This is a genomic window from Halomonas sp. 25-S5, assembly GCF_029889845.1.
GTDB lineage: Bacteria > Pseudomonadota > Gammaproteobacteria > Pseudomonadales > Halomonadaceae > Halomonas.
The window spans coordinates 23,750-47,673 of sequence record NZ_JARANV010000009.1 but is presented as its reverse complement, the minus strand read 5'-3'; the positions used below and the strand labels follow the sequence as shown (position 1 = coordinate 47,673).

At 65.3% G+C, this 23,924-nt stretch carries 21 protein-coding genes and 2 tRNA genes; 7 read left to right on the top strand and 16 right to left on the bottom strand.

Features of this window, described 5'->3' with window-relative positions:
* Positions 1-31: 31 nt before the first annotated feature.
* From odhB to sdhC, 6 genes are all read right to left on the bottom strand, one after another.
* The gene (odhB, locus tag OP498_RS08505; protein ID WP_280553240.1) at positions 32-1,627 is read right to left on the bottom strand and encodes a 2-oxoglutarate dehydrogenase complex dihydrolipoyllysine-residue succinyltransferase; all 1,596 of its coding nucleotides are present in this window, start codon (positions 1,625-1,627) and stop codon (positions 32-34) included.
* Between the two features lie 41 nt (positions 1,628-1,668).
* Positions 1,669-4,497, bottom strand: a complete 2,829-nt coding sequence (locus OP498_RS08500; protein WP_280553239.1) for a 2-oxoglutarate dehydrogenase E1 component — start codon at positions 4,495-4,497, stop codon at positions 1,669-1,671.
* A 222-nt stretch (positions 4,498-4,719) separates the two neighbouring features.
* The gene (locus OP498_RS08495; RefSeq protein WP_280553238.1) at positions 4,720-5,430 is read right to left on the bottom strand and encodes a succinate dehydrogenase iron-sulfur subunit; all 711 of its coding nucleotides are present in this window, start codon (positions 5,428-5,430) and stop codon (positions 4,720-4,722) included.
* 28 nt (positions 5,431-5,458) lie between these two features.
* Positions 5,459-7,231 (bottom strand): succinate dehydrogenase flavoprotein subunit, encoded by a 1,773-nt coding sequence (sdhA, locus tag OP498_RS08490; RefSeq protein ID WP_280553237.1) that lies wholly within the window; start codon positions 7,229-7,231, stop codon positions 5,459-5,461.
* Positions 7,232-7,234: 3 nt separating this feature from the next.
* Positions 7,235-7,582 carry a succinate dehydrogenase, hydrophobic membrane anchor protein gene (gene sdhD / locus OP498_RS08485; RefSeq protein ID WP_280547553.1) on the bottom strand — a complete coding sequence of 116 codons (348 nt, stop codon included), beginning with the start codon at positions 7,580-7,582 and terminating at the stop codon, positions 7,235-7,237.
* Complete coding sequence (gene sdhC / locus OP498_RS08480) at positions 7,576-7,953, bottom strand: succinate dehydrogenase, cytochrome b556 subunit (protein ID WP_280553236.1); 378 nt, start codon at positions 7,951-7,953, stop codon at positions 7,576-7,578. The genes sdhD and sdhC overlap by 7 nt, the downstream gene beginning before the upstream one ends.
* A 445-nt stretch (positions 7,954-8,398) precedes the next feature.
* Here sdhC and gltA point away from each other — a divergent pair, with 445 nt between their 5' ends.
* Positions 8,399-9,685, top strand: a complete 1,287-nt coding sequence (gene gltA, locus OP498_RS08475) for a citrate synthase (protein WP_280547550.1) — start codon at positions 8,399-8,401, stop codon at positions 9,683-9,685.
* 516 nt (positions 9,686-10,201) lie between these two features.
* Here gltA and OP498_RS08470 read toward each other — a convergent pair.
* The 3 genes from OP498_RS08470 to gltX form a co-directional block, all read right to left on the bottom strand.
* Positions 10,202-10,277, bottom strand: a tRNA-Glu gene (locus OP498_RS08470).
* A 24-nt stretch (positions 10,278-10,301) separates the two neighbouring features.
* A tRNA-Ala gene (locus tag OP498_RS08465) sits at positions 10,302-10,377 on the bottom strand.
* A 193-nt stretch (positions 10,378-10,570) separates the two neighbouring features.
* A complete protein-coding gene (gltX, locus tag OP498_RS08460; RefSeq protein WP_280553235.1) occupies positions 10,571-12,049 on the bottom strand; it encodes a glutamate--tRNA ligase in 1,479 nt (492 codons plus the stop codon).
* A gap of 190 nt (positions 12,050-12,239) precedes the next feature.
* Between gltX and OP498_RS08455 the strand changes: the two genes are divergently transcribed.
* A complete protein-coding gene (locus OP498_RS08455; RefSeq protein WP_280547543.1) occupies positions 12,240-12,827 on the top strand; it encodes a helix-turn-helix transcriptional regulator in 588 nt (195 codons plus the stop codon).
* 4 nt (positions 12,828-12,831) lie between these two features.
* Here OP498_RS08455 and OP498_RS08450 read toward each other — a convergent pair whose 3' ends face one another.
* From OP498_RS08450 to OP498_RS08440, 3 genes are all read right to left on the bottom strand, one after another.
* Positions 12,832-13,425 carry a hypothetical protein gene (locus OP498_RS08450; protein ID WP_280553233.1) on the bottom strand — a complete coding sequence of 198 codons (594 nt, stop codon included), beginning with the start codon at positions 13,423-13,425 and terminating at the stop codon, positions 12,832-12,834.
* 64 nt (positions 13,426-13,489) lie between these two features.
* Positions 13,490-13,813, bottom strand: a complete 324-nt coding sequence (locus OP498_RS08445; RefSeq protein WP_280547541.1) for a TraR/DksA C4-type zinc finger protein — start codon at positions 13,811-13,813, stop codon at positions 13,490-13,492.
* 57 nt (positions 13,814-13,870) lie between these two features.
* The gene (locus OP498_RS08440; protein WP_280547538.1) at positions 13,871-14,110 is read right to left on the bottom strand and encodes a hypothetical protein; all 240 of its coding nucleotides are present in this window, start codon (positions 14,108-14,110) and stop codon (positions 13,871-13,873) included.
* 290 nt (positions 14,111-14,400) lie between these two features.
* Between OP498_RS08440 and OP498_RS08435 the strand changes: the two genes are divergently transcribed.
* The 4 genes from OP498_RS08435 (at position 14,401) to dusA (ending at position 16,700) form a co-directional block, all read left to right on the top strand.
* The gene (locus tag OP498_RS08435) at positions 14,401-14,604 is read left to right on the top strand and encodes a cold-shock protein (protein ID WP_089714596.1); all 204 of its coding nucleotides are present in this window, start codon (positions 14,401-14,403) and stop codon (positions 14,602-14,604) included.
* Between the two features lie 392 nt (positions 14,605-14,996).
* Complete coding sequence (locus OP498_RS08430; RefSeq protein ID WP_280553232.1) at positions 14,997-15,254, top strand: type II toxin-antitoxin system HicA family toxin; 258 nt, start codon at positions 14,997-14,999, stop codon at positions 15,252-15,254.
* Positions 15,251-15,607: a type II toxin-antitoxin system HicB family antitoxin gene (locus tag OP498_RS08425; protein ID WP_280553231.1), complete on the top strand. Its 357-nt coding sequence runs from the start codon at positions 15,251-15,253 to the stop codon at positions 15,605-15,607. Before OP498_RS08430 ends, OP498_RS08425 begins: the two co-directional genes overlap by 4 nt.
* Positions 15,608-15,701: 94 nt before the next feature.
* Entirely contained in the window at positions 15,702-16,700 is a 999-nt protein-coding gene (gene dusA / locus OP498_RS08420; RefSeq protein WP_280553230.1) for a tRNA dihydrouridine(20/20a) synthase DusA, read from the top strand.
* A gap of 3 nt (positions 16,701-16,703) precedes the next feature.
* On the opposite strand, the gene OP498_RS08415 is transcribed toward dusA, so the two are convergent.
* A complete protein-coding gene (locus OP498_RS08415) occupies positions 16,704-17,735 on the bottom strand; it encodes a succinylglutamate desuccinylase/aspartoacylase family protein (RefSeq protein ID WP_280549704.1) in 1,032 nt (343 codons plus the stop codon).
* A gap of 184 nt (positions 17,736-17,919) precedes the next feature.
* On the opposite strand from OP498_RS08415, the gene OP498_RS08410 reads away from it, so the two are divergent.
* Positions 17,920-18,543, top strand: coding sequence for a TetR family transcriptional regulator (locus OP498_RS08410; protein ID WP_280549702.1), 624 nt, complete (start codon positions 17,920-17,922; stop codon positions 18,541-18,543).
* Here the strand turns inward: OP498_RS08410 and OP498_RS08405 are convergent.
* From OP498_RS08405 to OP498_RS08395, 3 genes are all read right to left on the bottom strand, one after another.
* Complete coding sequence (locus tag OP498_RS08405; RefSeq protein ID WP_280549700.1) at positions 18,535-19,224, bottom strand: hypothetical protein; 690 nt, start codon at positions 19,222-19,224, stop codon at positions 18,535-18,537. The genes OP498_RS08410 and OP498_RS08405 overlap by 9 nt on opposite strands.
* A gap of 212 nt (positions 19,225-19,436) precedes the next feature.
* Complete coding sequence (locus OP498_RS08400; RefSeq protein ID WP_280549698.1) at positions 19,437-22,622, bottom strand: efflux RND transporter permease subunit; 3,186 nt, start codon at positions 22,620-22,622, stop codon at positions 19,437-19,439.
* On the bottom strand, positions 22,622-23,914 hold the full coding sequence (locus OP498_RS08395; protein ID WP_280549696.1) for an efflux RND transporter periplasmic adaptor subunit: 1,293 nt from the start codon (positions 23,912-23,914) through the stop codon (positions 22,622-22,624). Before OP498_RS08395 ends, OP498_RS08400 begins: the two co-directional genes overlap by 1 nt.
* Positions 23,915-23,924 lie beyond the last annotated feature (10 nt).

Here is a 23,924-nt window from a genome sequence, read left to right as displayed (position 1 = left end):
TGTCGCTGAAGAACGTAGTGGGTCCCGCGGCTCAGATGTCCAGCAGCAGGCGTGCCGGATCCTCGAGCAGCTCCTTGATGGTGACCAGGAACTGTACCGCATCCTTGCCGTCGATCATGCGGTGATCGTAGGACACGGCCAGGTACATCATCGGGCGGATCTCGACCTTGCCGTTTACCGCCATGGGACGCTCCTGGATCTTGTGCATGCCCAGGATCGCGGTCTGCGGCGGGTTGATGATCGGCGTGGACATCAGCGAGCCGAAGATGCCGCCGTTGGTGATGGTGAAGGTACCGCCCTGCATCTCGTCGATGCCGAGCTTGCCGTCACGGGCCCGCTTGCCGAAGTCGACGATGCCCTTCTCGACGTCGGCGATCTTCATGCTGTCGGTGTCGCGCAGCACCGGAACCACGAGGCCACGCTCGGTGGAGACCGCCACGCCGATGTCCTGGTAGCCGTGGTAGACGATGTCGGTGCCGTCGATGGAGGCGTTGACGTCCGGGAAGCGCTTGAGGGCCTCACTGGCGGCCTTGACGAAGAAGCCCATGAAACCGAGCTTGACGTCGTGGGACTTGAGGAAGGTGTCCTTGTACTGGGCCCGCAGGTCCATCACCGCGCCCATGTCCACCTCGTTGTAGGTGGTCAGCATGGCGGCGGTCTGCTGGGCCTGGACCAGGCGCTTGGCGATGGTCTGGCGCAGGCGGCTCATCGGCACGCGTTTCTCGGGGCGCTCGCCTTCCACTGCCGGAGCGGCCGCGGCGGCCGCAGCCTGGCCACCGCCGGCCGGCTTGGCCCCTTTCTTCGCGGCCCCTTTCTTCGCGGCGCCTGCCTTCACCGCCCGCTGCACGTCTTCCTTGAGGATGCGGCCGCCCTTGCCGGTGCCCTCGATGGCATTGACGTCGAGGTCGTGCTCGGCGACCAGCTTGCGCGCCGCCGGGGCGAGGATCTTGTCGCCCACCTGCTCGTCGCTCGCGCCGTCGTCGGCGGAGGCCGCAGCCTTGCCTTCACCGGTCTCCGGGGCGGCATCACCGCCGGCGCCTTCGCTGAAGGTCGCCAGCACCTGCTCGGAGGTGACCTGGCTACCCTCCTCGGCCTTGATCTCGGTGAGCGCACCGTCGGCCGGGGCGACGACCTCGAGCACGACTTTGTCGGTCTCGATCTCGGCCAGCACCTCGTCGCGCTTGACCGCCTCGCCGACCTGCTTGTTCCAGCTGGCCACGGTGCCTTCCTGGATCGACTCGGGGAAGGTCGGCGCCTTGACCTCGTGGGTCTTGCCGCCGGGAGCCGGCTTGGCCTCGGCGTCGTCCTTCTTCTCGGCCTTGGCGTCATCCTTCTTCTCGGCCTTGGCATCGGCCTTCTTGGCCTCAGGCTTGTCTCCGCCCTCGGCCTTGCCCTCGCCGATCCTGCCCAGCACCTGCTCGGACTCCACGGTGTCGCCCTCTTCCACCAGCGCCTCGCTGAGGGTGCCGGCCTCGGGGGCCACGACCTCGAGCACTACCTTGTCGGTCTCGATCTCGACGATCAGCTCGTCACGCTCGACGCTGTCGCCGGGCTTCTTGTGCCAGGCCGCCACACTGCCCTCGGCGACGGATTCCGGAAAGGTGGGTGCCTTGATATCGGTAGCCATGTCGTATCCCTTGTCTGTTCTCTCTCGTCCCGGTGGGCGCCTCAGAGGTTGAAGGCGTCTTCCACCAGCTGGCGCTGCTGTTCGGTATGCACGGACATGTAGCCCGCCGCGGGTGCCGCGGATGCCGGGCGACCGGCGAACTTGAGCTTGCCGCCCAGGCCGTCACGCAGCATGTCGGCCACGGCCCGCATGTGGTGCTGGCTCGAATACCAGGCGCCCTGGTTGAGCGGCTCCTCCTGACACCACACCACGTCGGTCACATTGGTGTAGCCCTTGATGGCCTCCAGCAACTCCTCCTTGGGGAAGGGGTAGAGCTGCTCGATGCGCAGGATCGCCACATCGTCGCGGGCGTTCTCCTCGCGCCAGTTGGCCAGGTCGTAGTAGACCTTGCCGGCGCAGAGGATGATGCGCTCTACCTTCCCGGCCTCGAGGTTGCCCTGGTCGGGGAGCACCATCTGGAAGCTGCCATGGGCCAGCTCGTCGAGGGTCGAAGTCGCCGACTTGTGGCGCAGCAGGCTCTTGGGTGTCATCACCACCAGCGGCTTGCGCAGCGGGCGGATCACCTGGCGGCGCAGCAGGTGATAGATCTGCGCCGGGGTGGTCGGCACGCAGACCTGCATGTTGTGCTCGGCACACATCTGCAGGAAGCGCTCGAGACGCGCCGAGGAGTGCTCCGGGCCCTGCCCCTCGTAGCCGTGGGGCAGCAGCATGGTCAGACCGCACAGCCGTTCCCACTTGGTCTCGCCGGAGGAGATGAACTGGTCGACCACCACTTGGGCGCCGTTGAAGAAGTCGCCGAACTGGGCTTCCCAGATCACCAGGTGATTGGGAGCGGTCGTCGCGTATCCGTACTCGAAAGCCAGCACCGCCTCTTCCGAGAGGAAGGAGTCGTGGATGGTGAAGCGCGGCTGGCCGTCGGCCATGTACTGCAGCGGCACATAGGCCTTGCCGTCCTTCTGGTTATGCACCACCGCATGGCGGTGGGAGAAGGTGCCGCGACCGACGTCCTGGCCGGTGAGGCGCACCGGGTGGCCATCGTCGAGCAGCGTGGCGTAGGCCAGGGTCTCGGCAAAGCCCCAATTGACCGCCAGGCCACCGGCCTGCATCTTGCGCCGGTCGTCGTAGATCTTGGCCACCTGGCGCTGCACCTCGACCCCGTCGGGGATCTCGCACATCTTGCCGGCGAGACGCTGCAGACGCTTCATGTCCACGGTGGTATCGGCATGGCCGGTCCATTCGTGGCCGAGATACGGCGTCCAGTCGACGAACAGCGACTTGTTGGGCTCCTGCACCAGGGCGTTGGCCACGTGGTTGCCGGCCATCAGGTCGTCGCGGTACTTCTCCATCATCGCCTTGGCGTCGTCGTCGCTGAGCAGCCCCTGGCTGACCAGCCGCTCGATGTAACGGGCCCGCGAGGACGGGTGATCCTTGATCTTGCTGTACATCATCGGCTGGGTGCCGGAGGGCTCGTCGGCCTCGTTGTGGCCGCGGCGGCGATAGCACACCAGATCAATGACCACGTCATGATGGAACTGCTGGCGATAGTCCAGCGCCACCTGGGTGGCATGCAGCACGGCATCGGGGTCATCGCCGTTGACGTGGAAGATCGGCGCCTGGACCATCTTGGCGATGTCGGTGCAGTACTCGGTGGAGCGCGAGTCCAGGGGATGCGAGGTGGTGAAGCCCACCTGGTTGTTGATGACGATGTGCACCGTGCCGCCGGTCTTGAAGGCACGGGTCTGGGACATCTGGAAGGTCTCCATGACCACGCCCTGGCCGGCGAAGGCCGCGTCGCCATGGACGTTGATCGGCAGCACCTTGTTGCCGACCGGGTCGTCGCGACGGTCCTGCCGGGCGCGCACCGAGCCCTCGACCACCGGGGCAACGATCTCCAGGTGGGACGGATTGAACGACAGCGCCAGGTGCACCTCGCCGCCCGGCGTCATGACGTTGGAGCTGAAGCCCTGGTGGTACTTGACGTCACCCGAGCCGCGCTCGATGACCTTCTTGCCGTCGAACTCGTCGATCAGGTCCGAAGGGTTCTTGCCGAGAATGTTGACCAGCAGGTTGAGGCGGCCGCGGTGGGCCATGCCGATCACCACTTCCTTGGTGCCGTAGCCGCCGGCGCGCTGGATCAGCTCGTCCATCATCGGGATGAAGGCTTCGCCGCCCTCGAGGCCGAAGCGCTTGGTCCCCGGGAACTTGGAGGCCAGGTAGCTCTCCAGGCCCTCGGCGGCGGTCAGCCGCTCCAGCATGTGCTTGCGCACGTCCGGGCTGAACTTGGGTGCCGAGCGCACCGACTCGAAGCGCTGCTGCAGCCAACGCTTCTCCTCGGTGTCGACGATATGCATGATCTCGCAGCCGATGGAGCGGCAGTAGGTCAGCTCCAGGGCATTGACGATCTCCTTGAGCGGCGCCTTGTCCATGCCCAGGAAGAAGGAGCCGGTCTGGAACTCGGTATCCAGGTCGGCCTTCGAGAGCTGGTGGAAGGAGAGGTCGAGATCGGGAACAGGAGTGGGGCTGCGCAGGCCGAGCGGGTCGATGTCGGCTTTCTGGTGCCCACGGAAGCGATAGGCGTTGATCAGCTGGAGAACCTTGACCTGCTTCTTGTTCTCGCCACTGTCGGCAACGGCCTGGGTAGTACGCCGATGACGGCCCAGCTGGTAGAACTGCTCGCGGATCGGAGCAAGCGGGACATCGTGGCTGGCCCCGCCCTCGGGTCGCGGCAATTGGTCGAAGTACTGGCGCCATTCGTCGGGAACGGCGGAGGGATCATCGAGGTACTGTTCGTAGAGCGCTTCCACATAGTGGGCATTGCCACCACTCACGTGGGAGGAGCGCCACATCAACTCCATTATGCCTTGTTGCATCTCTTGGTCACCCTGCACTGATGGGGTGGTATCGGCGCCGACACGACTCGACCGCATCGACATCGGTGGTGCCCTACCGGAGGGAGGGCATCCTGAATTCCATGGTCAAGAGCCGGTGCCCAGGGCACCGGCTCCATGCATCACGCTCCGCACCGGGCTCGGCTGCGACTTCTCGCCGCAGCCCGAGAGCGGTGGACATGATAACAATCTGGACGCCACGATTTAAGTGGCATCGGCCAGCAGCATCTCACGGATCTTGCCGATCGCCCGCGTCGGGTTGAGCCCCTTGGGGCAGACCGCGACGCAGTTCATGATCCCACGGCAGCGGAACACGGAGAACGGGTCCTCGAGCTCTGCCAGGCGGTCATGGGTGGCGGTGTCACGGGAATCGGCGAGGAACCGATAGGCCTGCAACAGGCCGGCCGGACCGACGAACTTGTCCGGGTTCCACCAGAACGACGGGCAGGCGGTCGAGCAGCAGGCACACAGGATGCACTCGTAGAGGCCGTCGAGCTTGTCGCGCTCCTCCGGCGACTGCAGGCGCTCGATGGCCGGCGCCGGCTGGTCGTTCTGCAGGTACGGCTGGATGCGCTCGTACTGCTGGTAGAACAGCCCCATGTCGACCACCAGGTCACGGATGACCGGCAGGCCCGGCAGCGGACGCAGGGTCAGCTTGTTGCCCTTGACCACCTCGGAGAGCGGGGTGATGCAGGCCAGGCCGTTCTTGCCATTCATGTTCATGCCGTCGGAACCGCATACGCCCTCGCGGCAGCTGCGGCGAAAGGCCAGGCCATTGTCCTGCTCCTTGGCCAGGTGCAGGACGTCGAGCACCATCAGGTCGCGGCCCTGGGTGTCGACCTGAAACTCCTGCATGTAGGGTGCAGAGTCGGTTTCCGGGTTGTAGCGGTACAGGGATACCTGAAGCTTGGACATCGTGACTACCCCTTCAGTAGGTGCGGACTCAGTAGGTGCGGATTTTCGGCTCGAACATGTCGACGGTCTTGGGTGCGAAGTTCACATCGCGCTTGCCCAGTCGCTTGTCGGCCGGGAAGTAGAGCGAGTGCTTCAGCCAGTTGACGTCGTCGCGGTCCGGGTAGTCGTAGCGGGAGTGGGCGCCACGGCTCTCCTTGCGCTCCAGGGCCGCGATGGCAGTGGCCTCGGCCACTTCCATCAGGTTGTCCAGCTCCAGCGCCTCGACGCGCGCGGTGTTGAAGGTGTTGGACTTGTCCGGCAGGTAGGCGTTGGCGATGCGGCTGCGCAGCTCATCAAGGCGCTTGACGCCCTCGACCATGTTCTTCTCCTCGCGGAACACGCCGAAGGAGGTCTGCATGATGTCCTGCAGCTCGCGCTTGAGCTCGGGGACGGTCTCGCCGCCCTCGGATGCGTTCCAGCGCGTGATGCGCTTCATGGCGGATTCGACATCGGACTCGGAGGCGTCGAGGTACTCGATGCCCTCGTTGAGGGCGCCCTCGATGAACATGCCGGCCGCACGGCCGAACACCACCAGGTCGAGCAGCGAGTTGCCGCCCAGACGGTTGGCGCCGTGGACCGACACACAGGCCGCCTCACCGCAGGCGAACAGGCCGCCCACGATCTGATCGTTGCCGTCGGCGTCCTGCATGATCGCCTGGCCGTGCACGTTGGTCGGGATCCCGCCCATCATGTAGTGGCAGGTGGGGACGACCGGGATCGGCTCCTTGGCCGGGTCCGCGTGGGCAAAGGTCTTGGAGAGCTCGACGATGCCGGGCAGGCGCTTGCCGAGGACGTCCTCGCCCAGGTGATCCAGCTTGAGGAAGACGTGGTCGCCCTTCTCGCCGCAGCCACGGCCCTCGAGGATCTCCATGACCATGGAGCGCGCAACCACGTCGCGACCGGCCAGGTCCTTGGCGTTCGGGGCGTAGCGCTCCATGAAGCGCTCGCCGTCCTTGTTGATCAGGTAGCCACCCTCGCCGCGGCAGCCCTCGGTCACCAGGGTGCCCGCACCGTAGATGCCGGTCGGATGGAACTGCCACATCTCCATGTCCTGCATCGGGAAGCCAGCGCGCAGCGCCATGCCGATGCCGTCACCGGTGTTGATCAGGGCATTGGTGGTGGAGGCGAAGATGCGCCCCGCCCCGCCGGTGGCCATGACGGTGGCCTTGGACTTCACGTGCACCACTTCGCCGCTCTCGATGTCCATGGCGATGCAGCCCACCACGTCGCCGTTGGCGTTCTTGACCAGGTCGACGGCGTACCACTCGTTGAGGAAGGTGGTGTTGTTCTTCAGGTTGTTCTGATAAAGCGTGTGCAGCAGGGCGTGGCCGGTACGATCGGCGGCTGCACAGGTCCGCGCCGCCTGGCCGCCCTTGCCGAAGTCCTTGGACTGGCCACCGAACGGGCGCTGGTAGATGCGGCCGTTGTCGAAGCGGGAGAACGGCAGGCCCATGTGCTCGAGCTCGAACACCGCCTTGGGGCCCTCGGAGCACATGTACTCGGAGGCGTCCTGGTCGGCGATGTAGTCACCGCCCTTGACGGTGTCGTACATGTGCCAGCGCCAGTCGTCGTCGGGATCCGCGGAGGCGATGGCACAGGTGATGCCGCCCTGGGCTGAGACGGTGTGCGAGCGGGTCGGGAAGACCTTGGAGAGTACCGCGGTCTTCTTGCCGGACTTGGCCAGCTCGAGGGCGGCGCGCAAGCCGGCGCCGCCCCCGCCGATGATGATGGCGTCGAAAGACAGGCTACGCATGGTGGACATGAATCAGGCTCCCCACAGAACGGTGATGCCCCAGACCAGGAACACGAAGATGGCCAGGATGATGATGAGCTGGACGGCGATACGCACGCCGGTCGACTTGAGATAGTCAGTGGTCACGGTCCACAGGCCGACCCAGGCGTGGGCACCCAGCGAGATGAAGGCCAGCAGCGAGAAGATGCGCATCCAGGTCTGGGTGAAGAGACCGCTCCAGGCCGCGTAGTCCAGGCCGGGGCTGAGCAGCAGGAAGCCGACGATAAAGAGGGTATAGAGCGCCAGGATGACGGCAGAAACGCGCTGGAGCAGCCAGTCGGAGAGACCGCTGCGCCCGAGATTCGTGATGTTGGTTACCATACCCAGACTCCAGCCAGAATGATCAGGACCACGCTCACCACCACGGTGATCTGCGCTTTCTTGACGCCCCCCTCGAGGGTCACGCCGATATCCATGTCCATCAGCAGGTGCTTGATGCCGGCCACGAAATGGAAGGCCAGAGCGGACAGCAGCCCCCAGGCGATCAGCTTGGCCAGGAAGTTGTGGGCCAGGGTGTCACTCACGGCCGCGAAACCGGCCGGCGAGGAGAGCGACGTGTCGAGCGCCCAGAAGGCGAAGATCAGGCCGATGAAGAGGATGACGCCGGTGATGCGATGAGCGATCGACGTCAGGGCGGGAAGGGGAAACTGTATCGTGGACAGATCCAGATTTACGGGTCGTTTGCTATTCACGGCTCTACACACTCTCTTGGCCCGCTGTTCGGTCGTCGGACAAGGCCCGAGCGGGCGGTGGTTTCGGGAAGGGACACGATCGTGGCCGAGTTGGACACGATCACCGGTTCCTGCCAGTCGCGCGCTAAGATTATAGGGACATCCCCCTGCCATGACAAATGGACACAGAACGTACTCGACCATGGTGGAAGGCCGATTTCTCGGCGCTGGCGGCGTTTACCCAGGCACCTGGAGGCGTTGACCGGGGCCATGACGCGCCGCCATGGTGCAGAGCACCATTTTCTCTACAATAACCATCCATTTAACAGGCTAATGTACAACACTGACCGCACAATGGTGGAATTGACAATCGCTGGCACGCTTCTATAGTGGGCAAACCTTTTCGCCGGTACCATCAGCGAAATAACGACTTATCGCCCCACCATGAACTCGAGAGGAGGCCAGCATGGCTGACAGGAAAGCGACATTGACGGTAGACGGTCTAGAAACGCCGATCGATCTGCCGATCTACTCTGGCACCCTCGGCCCCGACGTCATCGACGTTCGTGGCCTCAGTGCCGAAGGCCTCTTCACCTATGACCCCGGCTTCATGGCAACCTCCTCCTGCCAGTCGGCGATCACCTTTATCGATGGCGGCAAGGGGGTGCTGCTGCACCGCGGCTACCCGATCGATCAGCTGGCCAAGGAATCCAACTTCGTCGAGCTGTGCTACCTGCTGATGTTCGGCGAGCTGCCCGACGACACTCAGTACGCCGACTTCAAGTCCCGCATCACCAACCACACCATGGTCCACGACCAGATCAACAACTTCTTCAAGGGCTTCCGCCGCGACGCCCACCCGATGTCGATCCTGTGCGGCGTGGTCGGTGGCCTGGCCGCCTTCTACCACGACCACCTCGACATCAACGTGCAGGAGGACCGCGAGATCAGCGCCATCCGCCTGATCGCCAAGATGCCGACCATCGCCGCAATGTCCTACAAGTACAACATCGGCCAGCCGTTCAACTACCCGCGCAATGACCTGAGCTATGCAGAGAACTTCCTCTACATGATGTTCAGCAATCCTTGTGAGCCGTACAAGATCAACCCGGTCTACGCCAAGGCCATGGACCGCATCTTCATGTTGCATGCGGACCACGAGCAGAACGCCTCCACCTCCACGGTGCGCCTGGCAGGCTCCACCGGCGCCAATCCCTTCGCCTGCATCAGCGCCGGTATCGCGGCCCTCTGGGGCCCAGCACACGGCGGCGCCAACGAGGCGGTGCTGAACATGCTCGACGAGATCGGCGACGACTCCGAGGAGAACATCCAGCGCTTCGTTGACAAGGCCAAGGACAAGGAAGACCCGTTCAAGCTGATGGGCTTCGGCCACCGCGTCTACCGCAACTTCGACCCGCGCGCCAAGGTGATGAAGGAGACCTGCGACGAGGTGCTGGCCGAGCTGGGCCTGGCCGACGACCCGCAGCTGAAGATCGCCAAGCGCCTGGAACAGATCGCCCTGGAAGACGAATACTTCATCGAGCGCAAGCTCTACCCGAATGTCGACTTCTACTCCGGCATCATCCTCAAGGCCATGGGCATCCCCAAGAACATGTTCACGGTGATCTTCGCCGTGTCCCGCACCATCGGCTGGATCTCCCACTGGCACGAGATGATCAGTGAGCCGTACAAGATCGGCCGCCCGCGTCAGCTCTACACCGGCCATGCTCAGCGCGACTACCCCACCCGCTAAGCGCCGACAGCAGCGCTCACGCCCGCACCACCAGGAAGGCCGCCCGAGGGCGGCCTTCCGCGTTTTCGGGCCACGGCGGCCGCTCTTTGGCTTAGTACCGAAACACCAGAACCTTCATTTATTCAGGTTGACTTTATTACGGAATCGCCCTCTCCTCCGGCGCCGCCCGTTTTCCACACATTCTGTGGATAAGCCTGTTAAAAACCTCTCGAAAAGGTCGCAGAATCGCCATGAGAGGCGGGGCCGGCTTAGATTGATCAATTTTTGATCTATTGTAAACTATTGAAATAAAAGAATTAAATCGGGAGGCCAGTAACCATGCGGGTTCGCGGCGAGACTGTGCACAGGTCGACCCGAGGGGTACGGAAAAGTGGACAAGTCAAGGGGCATGTCAAGCCGATATCGACCTGATTGCCAAGGCCGCAGCGACGGGCCATCCGGACACGTCGAAACGCCAGGCGAACACGCAGGCCTGCTGATCAGGAAAAAGCATGAGAAAGGGTAACGCGGAGAAGGTGGCGTCCCATAGGGGGTTCGAACCCCTGTTACCGCCGTGAAAGGGCGGTGTCCTGGACCACTAGACGAATGGGACGCAGCATCCTCGATGGCGAGATAATGGTGGAGCCTAGCGGGATCGAACCGCTGACCTCGACACTGCCAGTGTCGCGCTCTCCCAGCTGAGCTAAGGCCCCGTATCTCTCGAAGACGGGGCGTAGGTTACTGATAAGCCCCGCCTTCGTCAACCCCCTCGTGCTTCGCACGAGAGTTTTAAGCTATAAGCCTGAAGCTGGAAGAAGGTCATCACCTATGTCGGTGCTCCTGCCAGGCCTCGGCAACGTCGCTACTGTCCTTGCCGAGGTTTTCTTAAAGCTTACAGCTTACGGCTTACAGCTCTCTGTATTCCTTCTCGAAGCGCTTCGCCTGCTTCTTCGAGACGCCGCCCAGCACCTCGATGGCGTGGCGCAGGCGTGCCCGGGTCATGTCGGAGCCGAGGATCGCCATGGCATCCATCACCGAGGTGCTCGAGCTGGAGCCGGTGATGGCGATGAACACCGGGGCCAGGAAGGCCTTCATCTTCAGCTCGAAGTGGCCGGCCAGCGTCTTGACCTCTTCCAGCAGCGCCGCCTTGTGCCAGGCCGGTACGCCCTCGAAGCGCCACACCAGGAACTGCAGCAGTTTGAGCAGTTCCTCGCGGGAGAGCTTGACCTCGTCGAAGCTCTCCTCCTCGATGGCCGGCAGGCCCGAAAAGAAGTGACCCGCCAACGGCACCACCTGGGAGAGCGTCTCAACCCGCGGGCGCACCTGGGGCAGGATCCGGCTGACGTACTCCTCGTTGAAGGCCCACTCCATCAGCGCCGCGAGGAAGGCCTTGTCGTCGAGCTCCTCGCGGATGTATACGCCGTTGAGCCAAGTCAGCTTCTCCAGGTCGAACACCGGCCCGCCCAGCGACACGCGCTGGATATCGAAGTGGCTCATCATCTCGTCGAGGCTGAACTTCTCGCGCTCGTCGGGCATCGACCAACCCATGCGGCCCAGATAGTTGATCACCGCCTGGGGCAGGAAGCCCATGCGCCGGTAGTAGTTGATGGAAGTCGGGTTCTTGCGCTTGGAGAGCTTGGACTTGTCGGGATTGCGCAGCAGCGGCATGTGGCAGAGCTGCGGCATCTCCCAGCCGAAGTACTCGTAGAGCAGCTGGTGCTTGGGCGCCGAGTTGATCCACTCCTCGCCGCGCAGCACGTGGGTGATGCCCATCAGGTGGTCATCTACCACGTTGGCCAGGTGGTAGGTGGGCATGCCGTCAGACTTGAGCAGGATCTGGGCATCCACCTGGGCCCAGTCGACCTCGATCACGCCACGCAGCATATCGTCGACCACGCAGCTGCCAGTGGCGGGCACCTTCATGCGTACCACGTAGGGCCAGCCCTCCTTCTCGCGGCGCCCCTGCTCCTCAGCGGGCAGGGCGAGATCGGAAGGCTTGAGGGCCAGGTGCATGCCGGCGGCCTTGCGCGCCTCGCGCAACTCGTCGAGCTCCTCGCTGGTGCGGTAGCACCTGAAGGCATGGCCAGCCTCGACCAGCTGGCGGGCGTACTCCCCGTAGATGTCGCCGCGCTCGCTCTGGCGGTACGGGCCATGGGGGCCACCCACGTCGGGGCCCTCGTCCCACTCCAGCCCCAGCCAGCGCAGCGAGTCGAGGATCATCTGCTCGGATTCGGCGGTCGAGCGCACCCGGTCGGTGTCCTCGATGCGCAGGATGAACTGGCCGCCATGCTGGCGGGCGAAGCAGAGGTTGAACAGGGCGATATAGGCGGTGCCCACATGGGGGTCGCCGGTGGGTGACGGCGCGATACGAGTACGTACGGTCATGTCGTCCTTGGTCCTGTCGATGGTGTGGGGCTTGCCCTGCCGGGCGGGCGAATGCCCGCATTATACGCACCTGGCCGGCGCCGGGCAGCCGTGGCCGGGAATAGGGCAGAATTAACGTTGATGCGTGCCCTTGCACGCCAAGAACCGATCACAGATGATCAGCCAACTCATTTACCCACAGGATGCTGCAATGGATACACTCGGCCCGCGGATCAAGGAACTTCGGCTGGAGGCCAAGCTCAACAAGGCGGCCCTGGCACGCAGGGTCGGGGTGTCCGATGTGACCATCTCCTATTGGGAATCCGGCGCCATCCGGCAGATCGGCCACGAGCGGCTGGTGGCCCTGGCCCAGGCCCTGAACTGCCCGCTGTCGCGGCTGCTCGAGGAAACGGGCGCTCAGGCCTCGCCGCTCTACCTGCGCAGCCGCCCGCCGCTGCCCTGGCAGGATGGCCGGCAAAAGGGCATCGACCTGCCGATCGAGATGGTGCCCGGCCAACGCTGGGACGGCGACTGCCACCTGGTCACCCCCGCCCCGGGCGAGCACTTCGACTTCCTCGCCGCGGGGGATCTGGTCGCCATCGCCCCCAGCGACATCTTCCGCCAGCCCGGTCTCTATCTCATCGACGATGACGGCACCCTGGCCATCCGCCGGGTCGACCAGGCCGCCACCGGCGAGCTGATGTTCCATCGCGAGAACAGTGACGAAGCCATGCCCTGGACCCCGGCCTGCCGCCTGGTCGGCAAGCTGGTGGCCCACTGGCGCGTCCAGCCGCTGTGAGGGATCACTCCACTTCCATCACTTCGACGTGATCGAGGGTGCGGCGCGTCTCGCTGCCTACCAGGAAGCGCTGGCTGTAGCTGGCCACCCGCCCCAGGCCATGACGTGACTGCTGCACCAGGGGCCCGCTGAGATGCTCATTCTGCCCGCCCAGGCGCTCACGCACCGACCGCGGCTGCACGCTTCCCTCCTGCACATCGACCGTGACGCGATAGCCGCCATCCGGTAACCCGCTGCCGGGCCCGAAGGGGCCGGCCACGAAGCCACCCTCCTCCACCGACACGCGTTCGCGCCAACGCACCCCGCTGAGCTCGCGCTCCACGAAGACCTGCAAGCGGGTCGTCTCGGGCAGATTGGTCTCACCCTCCACCGTCAGGCGCCGGTCGCTGCCCAGGCGAGACGAGACATCGATCATCACCGTCTGGTCGAAGGGCGGCACCTCGGGTGCCTCGGGCGCTGCCTCCGGCGGCGGCTCGCGGCTCTCGGCCGCGGTGCTCGTCTCGGCCGGCTCGGACGCGGCCTCCTCCTCGCCACCATTGCAACCGGCCAGCCACACCAGCAGCAGGCCTGCCCCCATTGCTCGATACCACGCTGTCATGCACGCCTCCCGCCCAGTCGATGAGAGGCCAGACTACCATCATTTTCGGCCACGACGCGTGCGCTCAGGGCCGCTCGGCACAGTCGTGACAGAGCGTGGTATAGGGCACCGCCGCCAGCCGGCGAGCATCGATGGGCTCGCCGCACTGCTCGCAGAGATCGCCCTCGCCGTCGTCGATGCGCTTGAGCGCATGCACTACCTGGCGCAGTTCGTCCTCGGCCTCCTGCTGCAGAGCCTCGATCACGTCATCGTTCTGCAGCTCGATGGACTGGTCCTCCATGTCCTTGTCCAGCGGACCGCCCCGCTGCTCCTTGTGGGCCTTGTAGCGGTCGAACCGATCGATCAGCTCGTCGCGCAACGTCTCCAGTTCCTGCTTCCGTTCTGCCATGACGTCGTCTCCTGTCATTGCCGGCAGTGCCGAAGGGGCACCGCCCTGCTCCCTCTCTCAAGCCATGCCCAAGGCGTCATAACCCTCCTGGGTAAGGCTGACGGACTCGGGTGCGTCGCTGCCCCGCGTCCGATCGACCGTGATCAGTCCCCTGGCTTCCAGGTCGTCGATGTCCTCCATTACCTCCTCCAGCAGGCTGTCCTCGCCCGGGTGACCGAAGGGGGCGGCCAGCGCCCCGCCGTGCTGCAGCACGCGGGCCAGCAGCTCCATCTGATGCTCGGTGAGATCGCCGCTCATGCTCTGCTCCTCCTGATGGTGATGTGAATATCGATCAGTATGGACGAAGGACGCCAGGTGCGGCCTCTGCCTCCTCCCCTGCCATGTCGGGATGGAGGAAACATCACACAAGGCATTGACGGCGGGCGCCAACCGTGACACTGTAGCGCCAGTTGGTTAGCAAGATGCATATTGTCAGTAGTAGTCGAATCCTTTCGGTTGTCTGGTTATATCCCCTTGTTTGACCCACTAGCACTCGGGGCATTACCCGGTAATTCGTAACAAGCGCATAGCGCGAAAGGAGACAGAATATGTCTACTGGCACAGTCAAGTGGTTCAACGACGCAAAAGGCTTCGGCTTCATCACCCCGACCGACGGTGGCGATGACCTCTTTGCCCACTTCTCCGAGATCAAGGCAGACGGCTTCAAGTCCCTCCAGGACGGCCAGCAGGTCTCCTTCGATGTGGTTCAGGGCAAGAAAGGCCTGCAGGCTTCGAACATCGAAGTCATCTGATCGCCGATCAGACAGACCTATCGCGTCGCAAGACGCCGAGCACCAAGGCCCGCTGATGCGGGCCTTGGTGTTTCTGCGTGTCGGGTTTCGTGCACCAGGCAAGGACCGCCAGGCTTGCGGGCATATCACCCTGCCAGCATTGGCCAGAAATTGACCAGTGCTGGTAGAATACCCGCCTTCCCGACCGACACTCCCGTGATGCCGATGCTCCAGCTCGACCGCACCTTCTCCGTGGCCCCCATGATGGATTGGAATCCACGCCAGCAATACCGGGCATCACAGCCTTCCTGTAGCAAATTCGCAGCAACGCGAAACAGTTTCCCCCTCTCTGAGCCATCGGCCGCGACGCCTGAGCGTTGCGCGTTGGTATCATTTGGCGCTATCATTGTCGAATGAAGACCAAGCACCGCAAGACCCTGGCGGCCATCTATCGTCATCCCACAGCCAGCGGGATCGTGTTCGCCGACATCGAGGCGCTTGTCGTTGCCCTGGGCGGCGAGGTGCGGGAAGGCGACGGGTCGCGCGTCGCCTTCGAGCTTGGCGACGCTGGCCGGCTCTACCTGCACCGCCCCCACCCCGGCAAGGAGGCCAAGAAGTATCAGGTCGAGGACGTGCGCGCCTGGCTGGACGAGAGAGGAATTAGACCATGACCAACGTGATCAAGTATCAGGGCTACACCGCCCGTATCGAGTTCGACGCCGAGGATGAAGTGTTTGTCGGCCACGTGCTCGGGATCGCCGACCGCATCAGCTTCCACGGCGAGAGCGTCGCCGAGCTGACCGACGCCTTTCATGTGGCCGTCGATCACTACCTGGAGGACTGCCGCGCCACTGGCCGCGAGCCTCTCAAGCCGGCATCCGGCCGGGTGCTGCTGCGCATCCCTCCCGAGGTGCACGCCGCTGCCAGCATCGCCGCGCAGGCCTCCGGCAAGAGCCTGAACCAGTGGGCCGCCGACGCCATCGCCCGTGCCGCCGGTGAAAACGGTTCGCACCCAGGACATTGAGCCCGGGATACCACCATGACCGCCGAAGATGGTCAGAAATGACCCCGTCTTGCTAGAATGCCGGTCCTTCCCCGCACATACCCCGTGATATCGAATGCCCCAGCTCGACCGTACCTTTTCCGTGGCACCCATGATGGATTGGACGACCCGCGACTACCGCACGTTTGCCCGGACCCTGACCCAGCGCGCCCTGCTCTACACCGAGATGGTGACCACCGGCGCCATCCTGCACGGTAGCCCGCGCTCGCGCTTCCTTGGCCATGAGGCGGTCGAGCACCCGCTTGCCCTGCAGCTGGGCGGCAGCGACGCCGTTGAACTCGCCGAGTGCGCCGCGATCGCCGAGGCGTGGGGCTTTGATGAGGTCAACCTCAACGTCGGCTGCCCCAGCGACCGGGTGCAGAACAACCTGATCGGCGCCTGCCTGATGGCTCACCCCGAGAAGGTCGCCGCCGCCGTGCGCGCCATGCGCGATGCGGTGTCGATCCCGGTCACGGTGAAGTGCCGCATCGGCATCGACGACCAGGACGAGGATGCCGATCTCGAGTGCTTCATCGCCACCGTGGCCGACGCCGGCTGCGATACCTTCATCGTGCATGCGCGCAAGGCGTGGCTCGAGGGGCTCTCGCCCAAGGAGAATCGCGACGTGCCGCCGCTCAACTATCCGAGGGTGCACCGCCTCAAGGCGAGCCGGCCTGAGCTGCATATCGGCATCAACGGCGGCCTGAAGACACTCGACGCCTGCCGGGAACAGCTCGAGCTCGTGGACAGCGTGATGGTCGGTCGCGAAGCCTACCAGAACCCCTGGCTGCTGGCCGGCGTCGACGAGGCCCTCTACGGCGTGCCGGGCCCGGCAGAGAGCCGCCACACGGCGGCCCGCGCGCTGCGCCCCTATATCGCCCACCGCCTCGCGGAGGGCGCCAAGCTCAACCACGTCACCCGCCACCTGCTGGGGCTCTTCCAGGGCCAGCCGGGGGGACGCAAGTTCCGCCGTCACCTCTCCGAACATGCCCATCGCGAGGGCGCGGGCCTGCCGGTCTTCGACGACGCCCTGGGCCTGGTCGCCGAGCGCGAGGCTGCCGCCGAGGTCGCCTGAGACTCAGTAAAGCGCATCGGGCGGTGGCTCAAGGCTGGAATGGAAGCTCTCCACGGCGTTCTCAGCCTCCTCGATGGCATCGAAGCGGGCGATATGGAACAGCGCCTCGCCCTCGTTGGCCAGCGGCAGCCGCCCCATGCCAATGACGATGCCGTCGGCCATCGCTCGCACCCCCTCTTCGGCGTTGCCGAAGGGGTCGGCGACCTTTCCCAGCAGATCGCCCTTGGCCACTCGGGCGCCGAGCCGCACCCGGGGGCGCAGGATGCCGTCGATGGGCGCCCGGGCCCAGCTCGAGCCGTTGGCGACCTCCGCCGCCGGGGGCGCGCGGCGGCGGCGCTCGCCGGTAAGCATGCCGAGCCGGCGCATCACTCGCAGCACGCCGCGCACGCCGGGGGTGATCGCCCACTCGTCGAAGCGCAGCGCCTCGCCGGCCTCGTAGGTCAGCACCGGGATACCCTTGTTCTGGGCGTAGTGGCGCAGGCTGCCCTCGCGCAGCTCGGCGTTGAGGATCACCGGCGCCCCGAAGGCGTTGGCCATGCGCTCGGTCTCACCCCCGGGCGTCAGCTGGGCGCGGATCTGCGGCAGGTTGGTGCGGTGGATGGCGCCGGTATGCAGGTCGATGATGTGGGTGGCGTGGTCGACGATCTGCTCGCGGAACAGCGCCGCCACTCGCCCGCCCAGCGAGCCCGACTCGCTGCCCGGGAAGCAGCGGTTGAGGTCGCGGCGGTCCGGGAGGTAGCGGCTGTGCTGCACGAAGCCGAAGACGTTGACGATCGGCACGGCGATCAGGGTGCCGCGCAGCCCCTGGAGCTGCTTCGAGCGCAGCAGGCGGCGCACGATCTCCACGCCGTTGATCTCGTCGCCGTGAATCCCGCCGCAGACCAGCAGCACCGGGCCCGACTGCCGGCCGTGCACCACTTCCACGGGAATGTAGAGCGGGGCATGGGTATAGAGGCGCGCCACCGGCACGTCGATCTGGGTACGCGAGCCTGCCGCCACGCGGGTACCGGCGAGTTCGAAGGGGGCACGGGCCATGGGCGCTCCTTGCGTCACAGAACGGTGTTTTTCGTGACTTCCTTATACGCCACTGCCGCGCCGAAAACGAGCCCGGGCGGCATGACCTGACCGGCACGTCGCTATCCATACAATGGTGTATGTAAAAGGCGAGACGACTCGCGTAGACTATGACAATCACCAGAACGCTGGAGAGCCCGCTTTCATGGCCAGACGCACCAAGGCCGAGGCCGCCGCTACCCGGGAAGCCCTGCTGGACGCCGCCGAGGAGGTCTTCCTCGAGAAGGGCGTGGCACGCACCTCCCTGGAACAGATCGCCCGTCACGCCGACATGACCCGCGGCGCCATCTACTGGCACTTCCGCAACAAGGCCGACCTCTTCCAGGCCATGCTGCAGCGCGTGCGCATACCCTTTCAGGAGCTGGTGGAGGAGATCGGCGACCCCAGCGTCACCGAGCGTCCCCTCGAGGCGATCCGCCTGGCCTGCCTCAAGGGCTTCGAGCGCCTCGAGCAGCCCCGCTACCGGCGCGTGCATGCCATTCTCATCCATCACTGCGAGGTCTTCGGCGACATCGACCCGCTGACCATGCAGAACGAGATAGCCGAGGAGGCCTGTGGCGCCCTGACCGACTATTTCGTCTGTGCGGCCCGCCAGGGCCACCTGCGCCCGGGGCTCAACCCGGAAGTGGCCGGCGAGCTGCTGCAGGCGATGCTCGGCGGGCTCTTCCATGACTGGCTGCGTAATCACGAGAGGTTCTCGATCGTCGAGCGCGGCACCCTGCTGCTGGACGCCCAGCTGGAACTAATGCGTGCCCCGGCGTCAGGATGAGACCGCGGCACCAGCTCTTCCCTGGCCCCGCCCCTGGCGCAGGCGCAGCCGGCTGAGGTGGGCCCGTGCCTCACGATACTCGACCTCCGGTACGCTGCGGTAGGCGTCCTCCCCGGCCACATACTTGACCAGCACCCGACGCTCGCCGACCTGCGGCAGGTTGCCGGGCTTGCCGTGCAGGCGCACCTGCCATGCCGGGTCGCCTACCAGTCTCGCCGTGGCCCAGCCATCGGCATCCGCCTCTTCCCTCACCTCCACCTTCTCGCCCAGCAGGCAGCGCCGCTGTTGCGGGGCATGGCGATGGAACCAGTGATGCAGGCCATGGCACAACGCCGCGGCCAGCGGCGAGGCGAGCGCGAAGGCCCCCCATAGCACCCCTACCCCGACCGGGATACGGAACAGCCCCAGCGGCAGCCAGCGCAGCACGGCGAGCTCCACCCCCAGGGTGATGCCCCCCGCCAGCATCAGCAGCACCGTCAGCGCGAAGGAGGCCGGCACCCCGGCGAAGCCGAGCGCCACCAGAGTACTGGCCAGGTGGTCGCCCTTGAGGCTGTCGTGCTCAAAGCACTCCACCGGCGCCAGGCGCCAGGCTACCAGCAGCCAGTAGAGGGCGGCGAGGCCCAGCAGCGCGCTGAACACCACCACCGGGAAGCTCAGGGCAATCTGACGTACGGTTTCCATGCGGCACCTCCCGGCAATACTTTGCCAACGAATGAGTCTCTCTTTACAGCGTAGACCATGGGGGGAGTGGAACGCACCGCCCTGATGTGAGTCATGGACCGGTTCGCAAGTGCACAGGATGACCCTTGATAAGAGAAGGAGCGCCCCCCAATCGGGCGCCCCTTCTGTTGCGTGCCAGTCATGGGGCCAGCACCCGGCGCTGGCCCCGGCCCTCACGGCTGATCGGCACCTGCCGGCCGGCGATGCTCGGCGCCACCTCCCAGCACCTTGCGCCGGAGCCAGTCGGAGACCGCCGCGATCATGGCGTAGAAGCTCGGCACGAAGAAGCTGCCCAGCACCGCCACGCTGGCCATACCCACCGCCACCGTGGTACCGATATGGTGGCTGCTGGTATCGCTCGCCCCGGTGGCCATAGCCAGCGGCAGTGTGCCGAAGATAAACGCCAGCGAGGTCATCACGATGGGCCGGAAGCGCAGCCGGGCGGCGGTGATGGCCGCCTCGCGGATCGACTTGCCCTGCTCCTTGCGCTGCAGCTCGGCGAACTCGACGATCAGGATGGCGTTCTTGGCCGCCAGCCCCACCACCACAAGCATGCCGATCTCCACATAGACACTGGTATCCAGCCCACGCAGCACGATCCCGCCGATGCCGCCGAGGAAAGCGAATGGGGTCGCGGTGAGGACCGCCAGCGGCAGCGACCAGCTCTCGTACTGGGCCGCCAGAATCAGGAACACCATTAGCAGGCCGAAGACGATCGCCAGGTTGGCGGTGCTGCCCATCTGGGTCTCCTGGTAGGCGGTGCCGGTCCAGCCCATGCCCCAACCTTTGCCGAGCGTCTCCTGAACGATCTCCTCCATGGCGGCGACCGCCTCGCCGGAGCTGTAGCCCGGGGCCGGGCCGCCCTGGAACTGGGCGCCCAGGTAGACCCCGAAGCGCGACACCACCGCCGGCTTGGCCTGGCGCTCGAGGGTCACGAACTCGGAGAGCGGGATCCGCTCGCCGTTGCCGCCGCGCACGAAGACGTTGTTGATGTCATCCGGGGTCCGGCGGAACTCGTCCTCGTTCTGCAGGTAGACCTGGAAATTGCGGTTCTGGTAGCTGAAGTAGTTGACGAAGCCGTTGCCGAAAGTGTTCGACAGGGTGGCGTTGAGGTCCTGTAGCGCCACGCCGTAGCTGAGCGCCTTCTGCTGGTCGATCTCAGCCCGGTAGCTCGGCACGTTGACGTTAAAGGTAGTGAACACCCGCTGCAGGGCCGGGTGCTCGCCCGCCGCCTGCATCACCTGCATCGAGGCCTGGAAGAGCTCCTGCGGGGTCACACCCTCGAAGGACTGCAGGTAGCCGGTGAAGCCACCGGTGGTGGAGAGCCCCATGATCGGTGGCATGTTGAAGGCCCTGGCCGAGCCGCCCGGCACTTGGGCCCCCAACTGCATCACCTGCCCCACCAGCCCCTGGGCGGTGATCTCACGCTCCGCCCAGGGCGCCATGTCGATGAACATCACGCCACGGGCGGTGTTCACCGCACTGGAAAGGATGTCGTAGCCGGCGACCGCTGCCACGTGGTTGACTCCCGGGACCTCCTCGATGCGCGAGCTCAGCACAGCCATGTAATCCTGGGTACGCGCCAGGGACGCGGAGTCCGGCAGCTGCACGCTGACCAGCACCATGCCCTGGTCAGTCTCCGGCACCAAGGACGAAGGCGTGATCTGGTACATCCACCAGGAGCCACCGATCACCAGGGCAGTGAGCAGCAGCGCTAGACCCCAGAAGCGCACCAACACCTTGACCACCCACAGGTAGGCGGCGGTGGTGGCAGCGAAGAGGCGATCGAAGAGGCGCAGCGGGGTATTGATGGCTCGCCGAAACGCCGTTTCGTTGCCGCTCGCCGGCTTGTGCTTGATGAAGATTGCCGATAGGGCCGGGGTGAAGGTCAGCGCCATCAGCGCCGAGAAGGCCACCGAGATCGCCACGGTCAGTGCGAACTGCTGGTAGATCTGGCCGGTGAAGCCGCCCAGGAAGGCCACCGGCACGAACACCGCGACCATGATCAGCGAGGTGGCGATGACCGGGCCGCCCACCTCCTTCATGGCGCGGATGGTGGCCTGGGTGACGGTGATCTCCTCGTTTTCGCTGAGTACCCGCTCGACGTTCTCCACCACCAGGATGGCGTCATCCACCACGATGCCGATGGAGAGCACCAGGGCAAACAGCGTCAGCAGGTTGATGGAGAAGCCGAACATGTAGAAACCGGCGAAGGTGCCGATCACCGAGACCGGCACCACTGACATGGCGATCACCGTGAAGCGCCAGTTCTGCAGGAAGATGAACAGGATCACGCCGACGATCAGGAAGGCCTCGGTGAACACATTGATCACCGTGTTGACAGAGGCATTGATGAACAGGGTGGTGTCGTAGGGCACCACCTGCTCGAGGCCGGGCGGGAAGCGCCCCTCCAGCTCGGCCATGGTCGCCTTGACTGCCTCGGCCGTCTCCAGGGCATTGGCCCCCGGCTGCTGGTTGATGATGATCGGCGACATGGCAGCGCCGTTCAGGCGGGCATCCACGCCGTAGAAGGAGGCACCCAGCTCGATGCGCGCCACGTCATGCAGGCGCAGCGACGAGCCATCCGGGTTGGTACGCAGGAATATCTCGCGGAAGTCGTCGACGTCGCTGAGCCGCCCGCCCGCGGTGATGGTGTAGCTGAAGGCGCGCGGCTCGCTCTGCGGCGTGGCCGCCAGGCTGCCCGCCGGCACTTCGGTGTTCTGGGCGCGGATGGCCGCGGCCACCTCGGTGGGGGTCAGGTCGTACTGGGCCAGCTTGTCCGGGTCCATCCAGATGCGCATGGCGAACTCGCCGCCACCCAGCACCTCGGCATTGCCGACGCCGGGTACCTGGCGCAGCTCGTCGAGGATGTTGAGGGTGGCGTAGTTCTGCATGTAGGTGCGGTTATAGTCACCCTCCGGGGAGATCAGTGCCACCAGCATCAGGATCGAGCTGGAGCGCAGCTCCACGGTGACGCCCTGGGCCTGCACGGCCTCGGGCAGCTGCGACAGCGCCCCCTGGACGCGATTGTTGACGTTGATGGTGTTGATGTCGCCGTCGGTGCCGATGCTGAACGCCACGCTGAGGCTCATGGTGCCGTTGTCGGCGCTGGTCGAGCTCATGTAGAGCATGTTCTCGACGCCGTTGATCGCCTCGGCCAGGGGAGCGGCCACCGTCTGGGCCACGGTTTCGGCATCGGCGCCGGGGAACTGGGCCTGCACCGAGACCGTGGGCGGCACCACACCGGGGTACTGCTCGATCGGCAACACCCGCATGCTCACCACCCCGATCAGCGTCAGGATGATCGCCAGTACCGTGGCGAAGACCGGCCGCTTGATGAAGAAGTTGGAGAACGGCATCAGCTTTCGCCTCCGTCGGCCTTATCAGACGCCGCCTCGGCGCCGGATGCCGTGTCAGCCTGGCCACCCTGCGCCGCGGCACCTTCCGGCGCGCCGGCGCCCTGCTGCCGCTTCCCGGTCTGCATGGCGCGCTCCATCAGCGCCTGGGCGTCGCCATCGAAGGGCTGGGGATCGATGTCCGTACCCGGTTCGATGCCGGCGGGGTCGCCCACCACTACCCGCTCGCCGACTTCCAGGCCGCCGCGGATGATCTGCCAGGGACCGGCCACCTCGCCCAGCTCCACGGTGCGGGCCCGGGCCACGCTCTCCTCGTCGAGCACGTACACCTGGGGGCCCATCAGCCCCTGGCCGATGGCGATCTCGGGTACCGCCAGCACGTTATAGCGCTTGAGCCCCTCCAGGCTGACCCGCACGAACTGGCCGGGCAGCACGCGGCCCTCCGGGTTGGCGAAGGTGGCACTGGCCTGGACGGTGCTGGTGGCTTCCTCCACCCGGGAGCCCAGGAAATCGAGGCGCCCCTCTAGTGTCGGGCTCTCGGCACCGTTATCGCCGGGCAAGCGCAACAGGGTGGTGATCGCCTCGACGGACTGCTCGCCTAGCTGGCGGCGCAGCTCGAAGGCATCGCGCTGGGGCAGCTGGAAGCGCACTTCCAGGGGATCGAGCGGAGTGATGGTGGCAAGCTCGATGCCACTGCTCACCAGATTGCCGACGTTGATCCGGCTGAGGCTAATCATCCCGGAGACGGGTGCGGTCACCTCGGCATAGTCCAGATCAATGCGGGCACTCTCAAGGGCGGCTTCGGCTTGTGCGACCCGGGCGCTGGCAACACGCATATCTGCCAGTGCCTGATCGTACTGCTGACGACTCACCGAGTTCTGGCTCAGCAGCCGCTCGAAACGCTCGGCGTCGCGCTGGGCCCGGGCGAGCTCGGCACGAGCGCTCTGCAGATCTGCCTCGCGCTGGTTGACCACGGCCTGGTAGAGGTCCGGCTCGATGGTGTAGAGCTTCTGCCCCTGCTCCACCAGCTGACCGGCCTCGAAGTGCCGCTGCTCGAGGAAACCCGTGACACGGGCCACCAGGGTAACCTCATCGTCGCTGCGCAGCAGCGACGGGTAGGACTTCTCCAGGGGGATATCCTGACGGGCGATGGTCGTCACTTCCACCGGATGCGGCGGCCGTTCCTGATTGCCGGCGGCCTGCTGGGGGGCATTGTCCTGGCCACAGGCAGCCAGCAACAGAGCCGCGGCCAGGACCAGCAAGTTCGTCCGGCCGTGTCGGAAAAACATTTTCATGGTGTCGGTC

What these genes read in the sequence shown, in the direction of transcription:
- odhB (WP_280553240.1), bottom strand. Translation starts at nt 1,627, where the DNA reads ATGGCTACCGATATCAAGGCACCCACCTTTCCGGAATCCGTCGCCGAG.
- OP498_RS08500 (WP_280553239.1), bottom strand. Translation starts at nt 4,497, where the DNA reads ATGCAACAAGGCATAATGGAGTTGATGTGGCGCTCCTCCCACGTGAGT.
- OP498_RS08495 (WP_280553238.1), bottom strand. Translation starts at nt 5,430, where the DNA reads ATGTCCAAGCTTCAGGTATCCCTGTACCGCTACAACCCGGAAACCGAC.
- sdhA (WP_280553237.1), bottom strand. Translation starts at nt 7,231, where the DNA reads ATGTCCACCATGCGTAGCCTGTCTTTCGACGCCATCATCATCGGCGGG.
- sdhD (WP_280547553.1), bottom strand. Translation starts at nt 7,582, where the DNA reads ATGGTAACCAACATCACGAATCTCGGGCGCAGCGGTCTCTCCGACTGG.
- gltA (WP_280547550.1), top strand. Translation starts at nt 8,399, where the DNA reads ATGGCTGACAGGAAAGCGACATTGACGGTAGACGGTCTAGAAACGCCG.
- gltX (WP_280553235.1), bottom strand. Translation starts at nt 12,049, where the DNA reads ATGACCGTACGTACTCGTATCGCGCCGTCACCCACCGGCGACCCCCAT.
- OP498_RS08455 (WP_280547543.1), top strand. Translation starts at nt 12,240, where the DNA reads ATGGATACACTCGGCCCGCGGATCAAGGAACTTCGGCTGGAGGCCAAG.
- OP498_RS08450 (WP_280553233.1), bottom strand. Translation starts at nt 13,425, where the DNA reads ATGACAGCGTGGTATCGAGCAATGGGGGCAGGCCTGCTGCTGGTGTGG.
- OP498_RS08445 (WP_280547541.1), bottom strand. Translation starts at nt 13,813, where the DNA reads ATGGCAGAACGGAAGCAGGAACTGGAGACGTTGCGCGACGAGCTGATC.
- OP498_RS08440 (WP_280547538.1), bottom strand. Translation starts at nt 14,110, where the DNA reads ATGAGCGGCGATCTCACCGAGCATCAGATGGAGCTGCTGGCCCGCGTG.
- OP498_RS08435 (WP_089714596.1), top strand. Translation starts at nt 14,401, where the DNA reads ATGTCTACTGGCACAGTCAAGTGGTTCAACGACGCAAAAGGCTTCGGC.
- OP498_RS08430 (WP_280553232.1), top strand. Translation starts at nt 14,997, where the DNA reads ATGAAGACCAAGCACCGCAAGACCCTGGCGGCCATCTATCGTCATCCC.
- OP498_RS08425 (WP_280553231.1), top strand. Translation starts at nt 15,251, where the DNA reads ATGACCAACGTGATCAAGTATCAGGGCTACACCGCCCGTATCGAGTTC.
- dusA (WP_280553230.1), top strand. Translation starts at nt 15,702, where the DNA reads ATGCCCCAGCTCGACCGTACCTTTTCCGTGGCACCCATGATGGATTGG.
- OP498_RS08415 (WP_280549704.1), bottom strand. Translation starts at nt 17,735, where the DNA reads ATGGCCCGTGCCCCCTTCGAACTCGCCGGTACCCGCGTGGCGGCAGGC.
- OP498_RS08410 (WP_280549702.1), top strand. Translation starts at nt 17,920, where the DNA reads ATGGCCAGACGCACCAAGGCCGAGGCCGCCGCTACCCGGGAAGCCCTG.
- OP498_RS08405 (WP_280549700.1), bottom strand. Translation starts at nt 19,224, where the DNA reads ATGGAAACCGTACGTCAGATTGCCCTGAGCTTCCCGGTGGTGGTGTTC.
- OP498_RS08400 (WP_280549698.1), bottom strand. Translation starts at nt 22,622, where the DNA reads ATGCCGTTCTCCAACTTCTTCATCAAGCGGCCGGTCTTCGCCACGGTA.
- OP498_RS08395 (WP_280549696.1), bottom strand. Translation starts at nt 23,914, where the DNA reads ATGAAAATGTTTTTCCGACACGGCCGGACGAACTTGCTGGTCCTGGCC.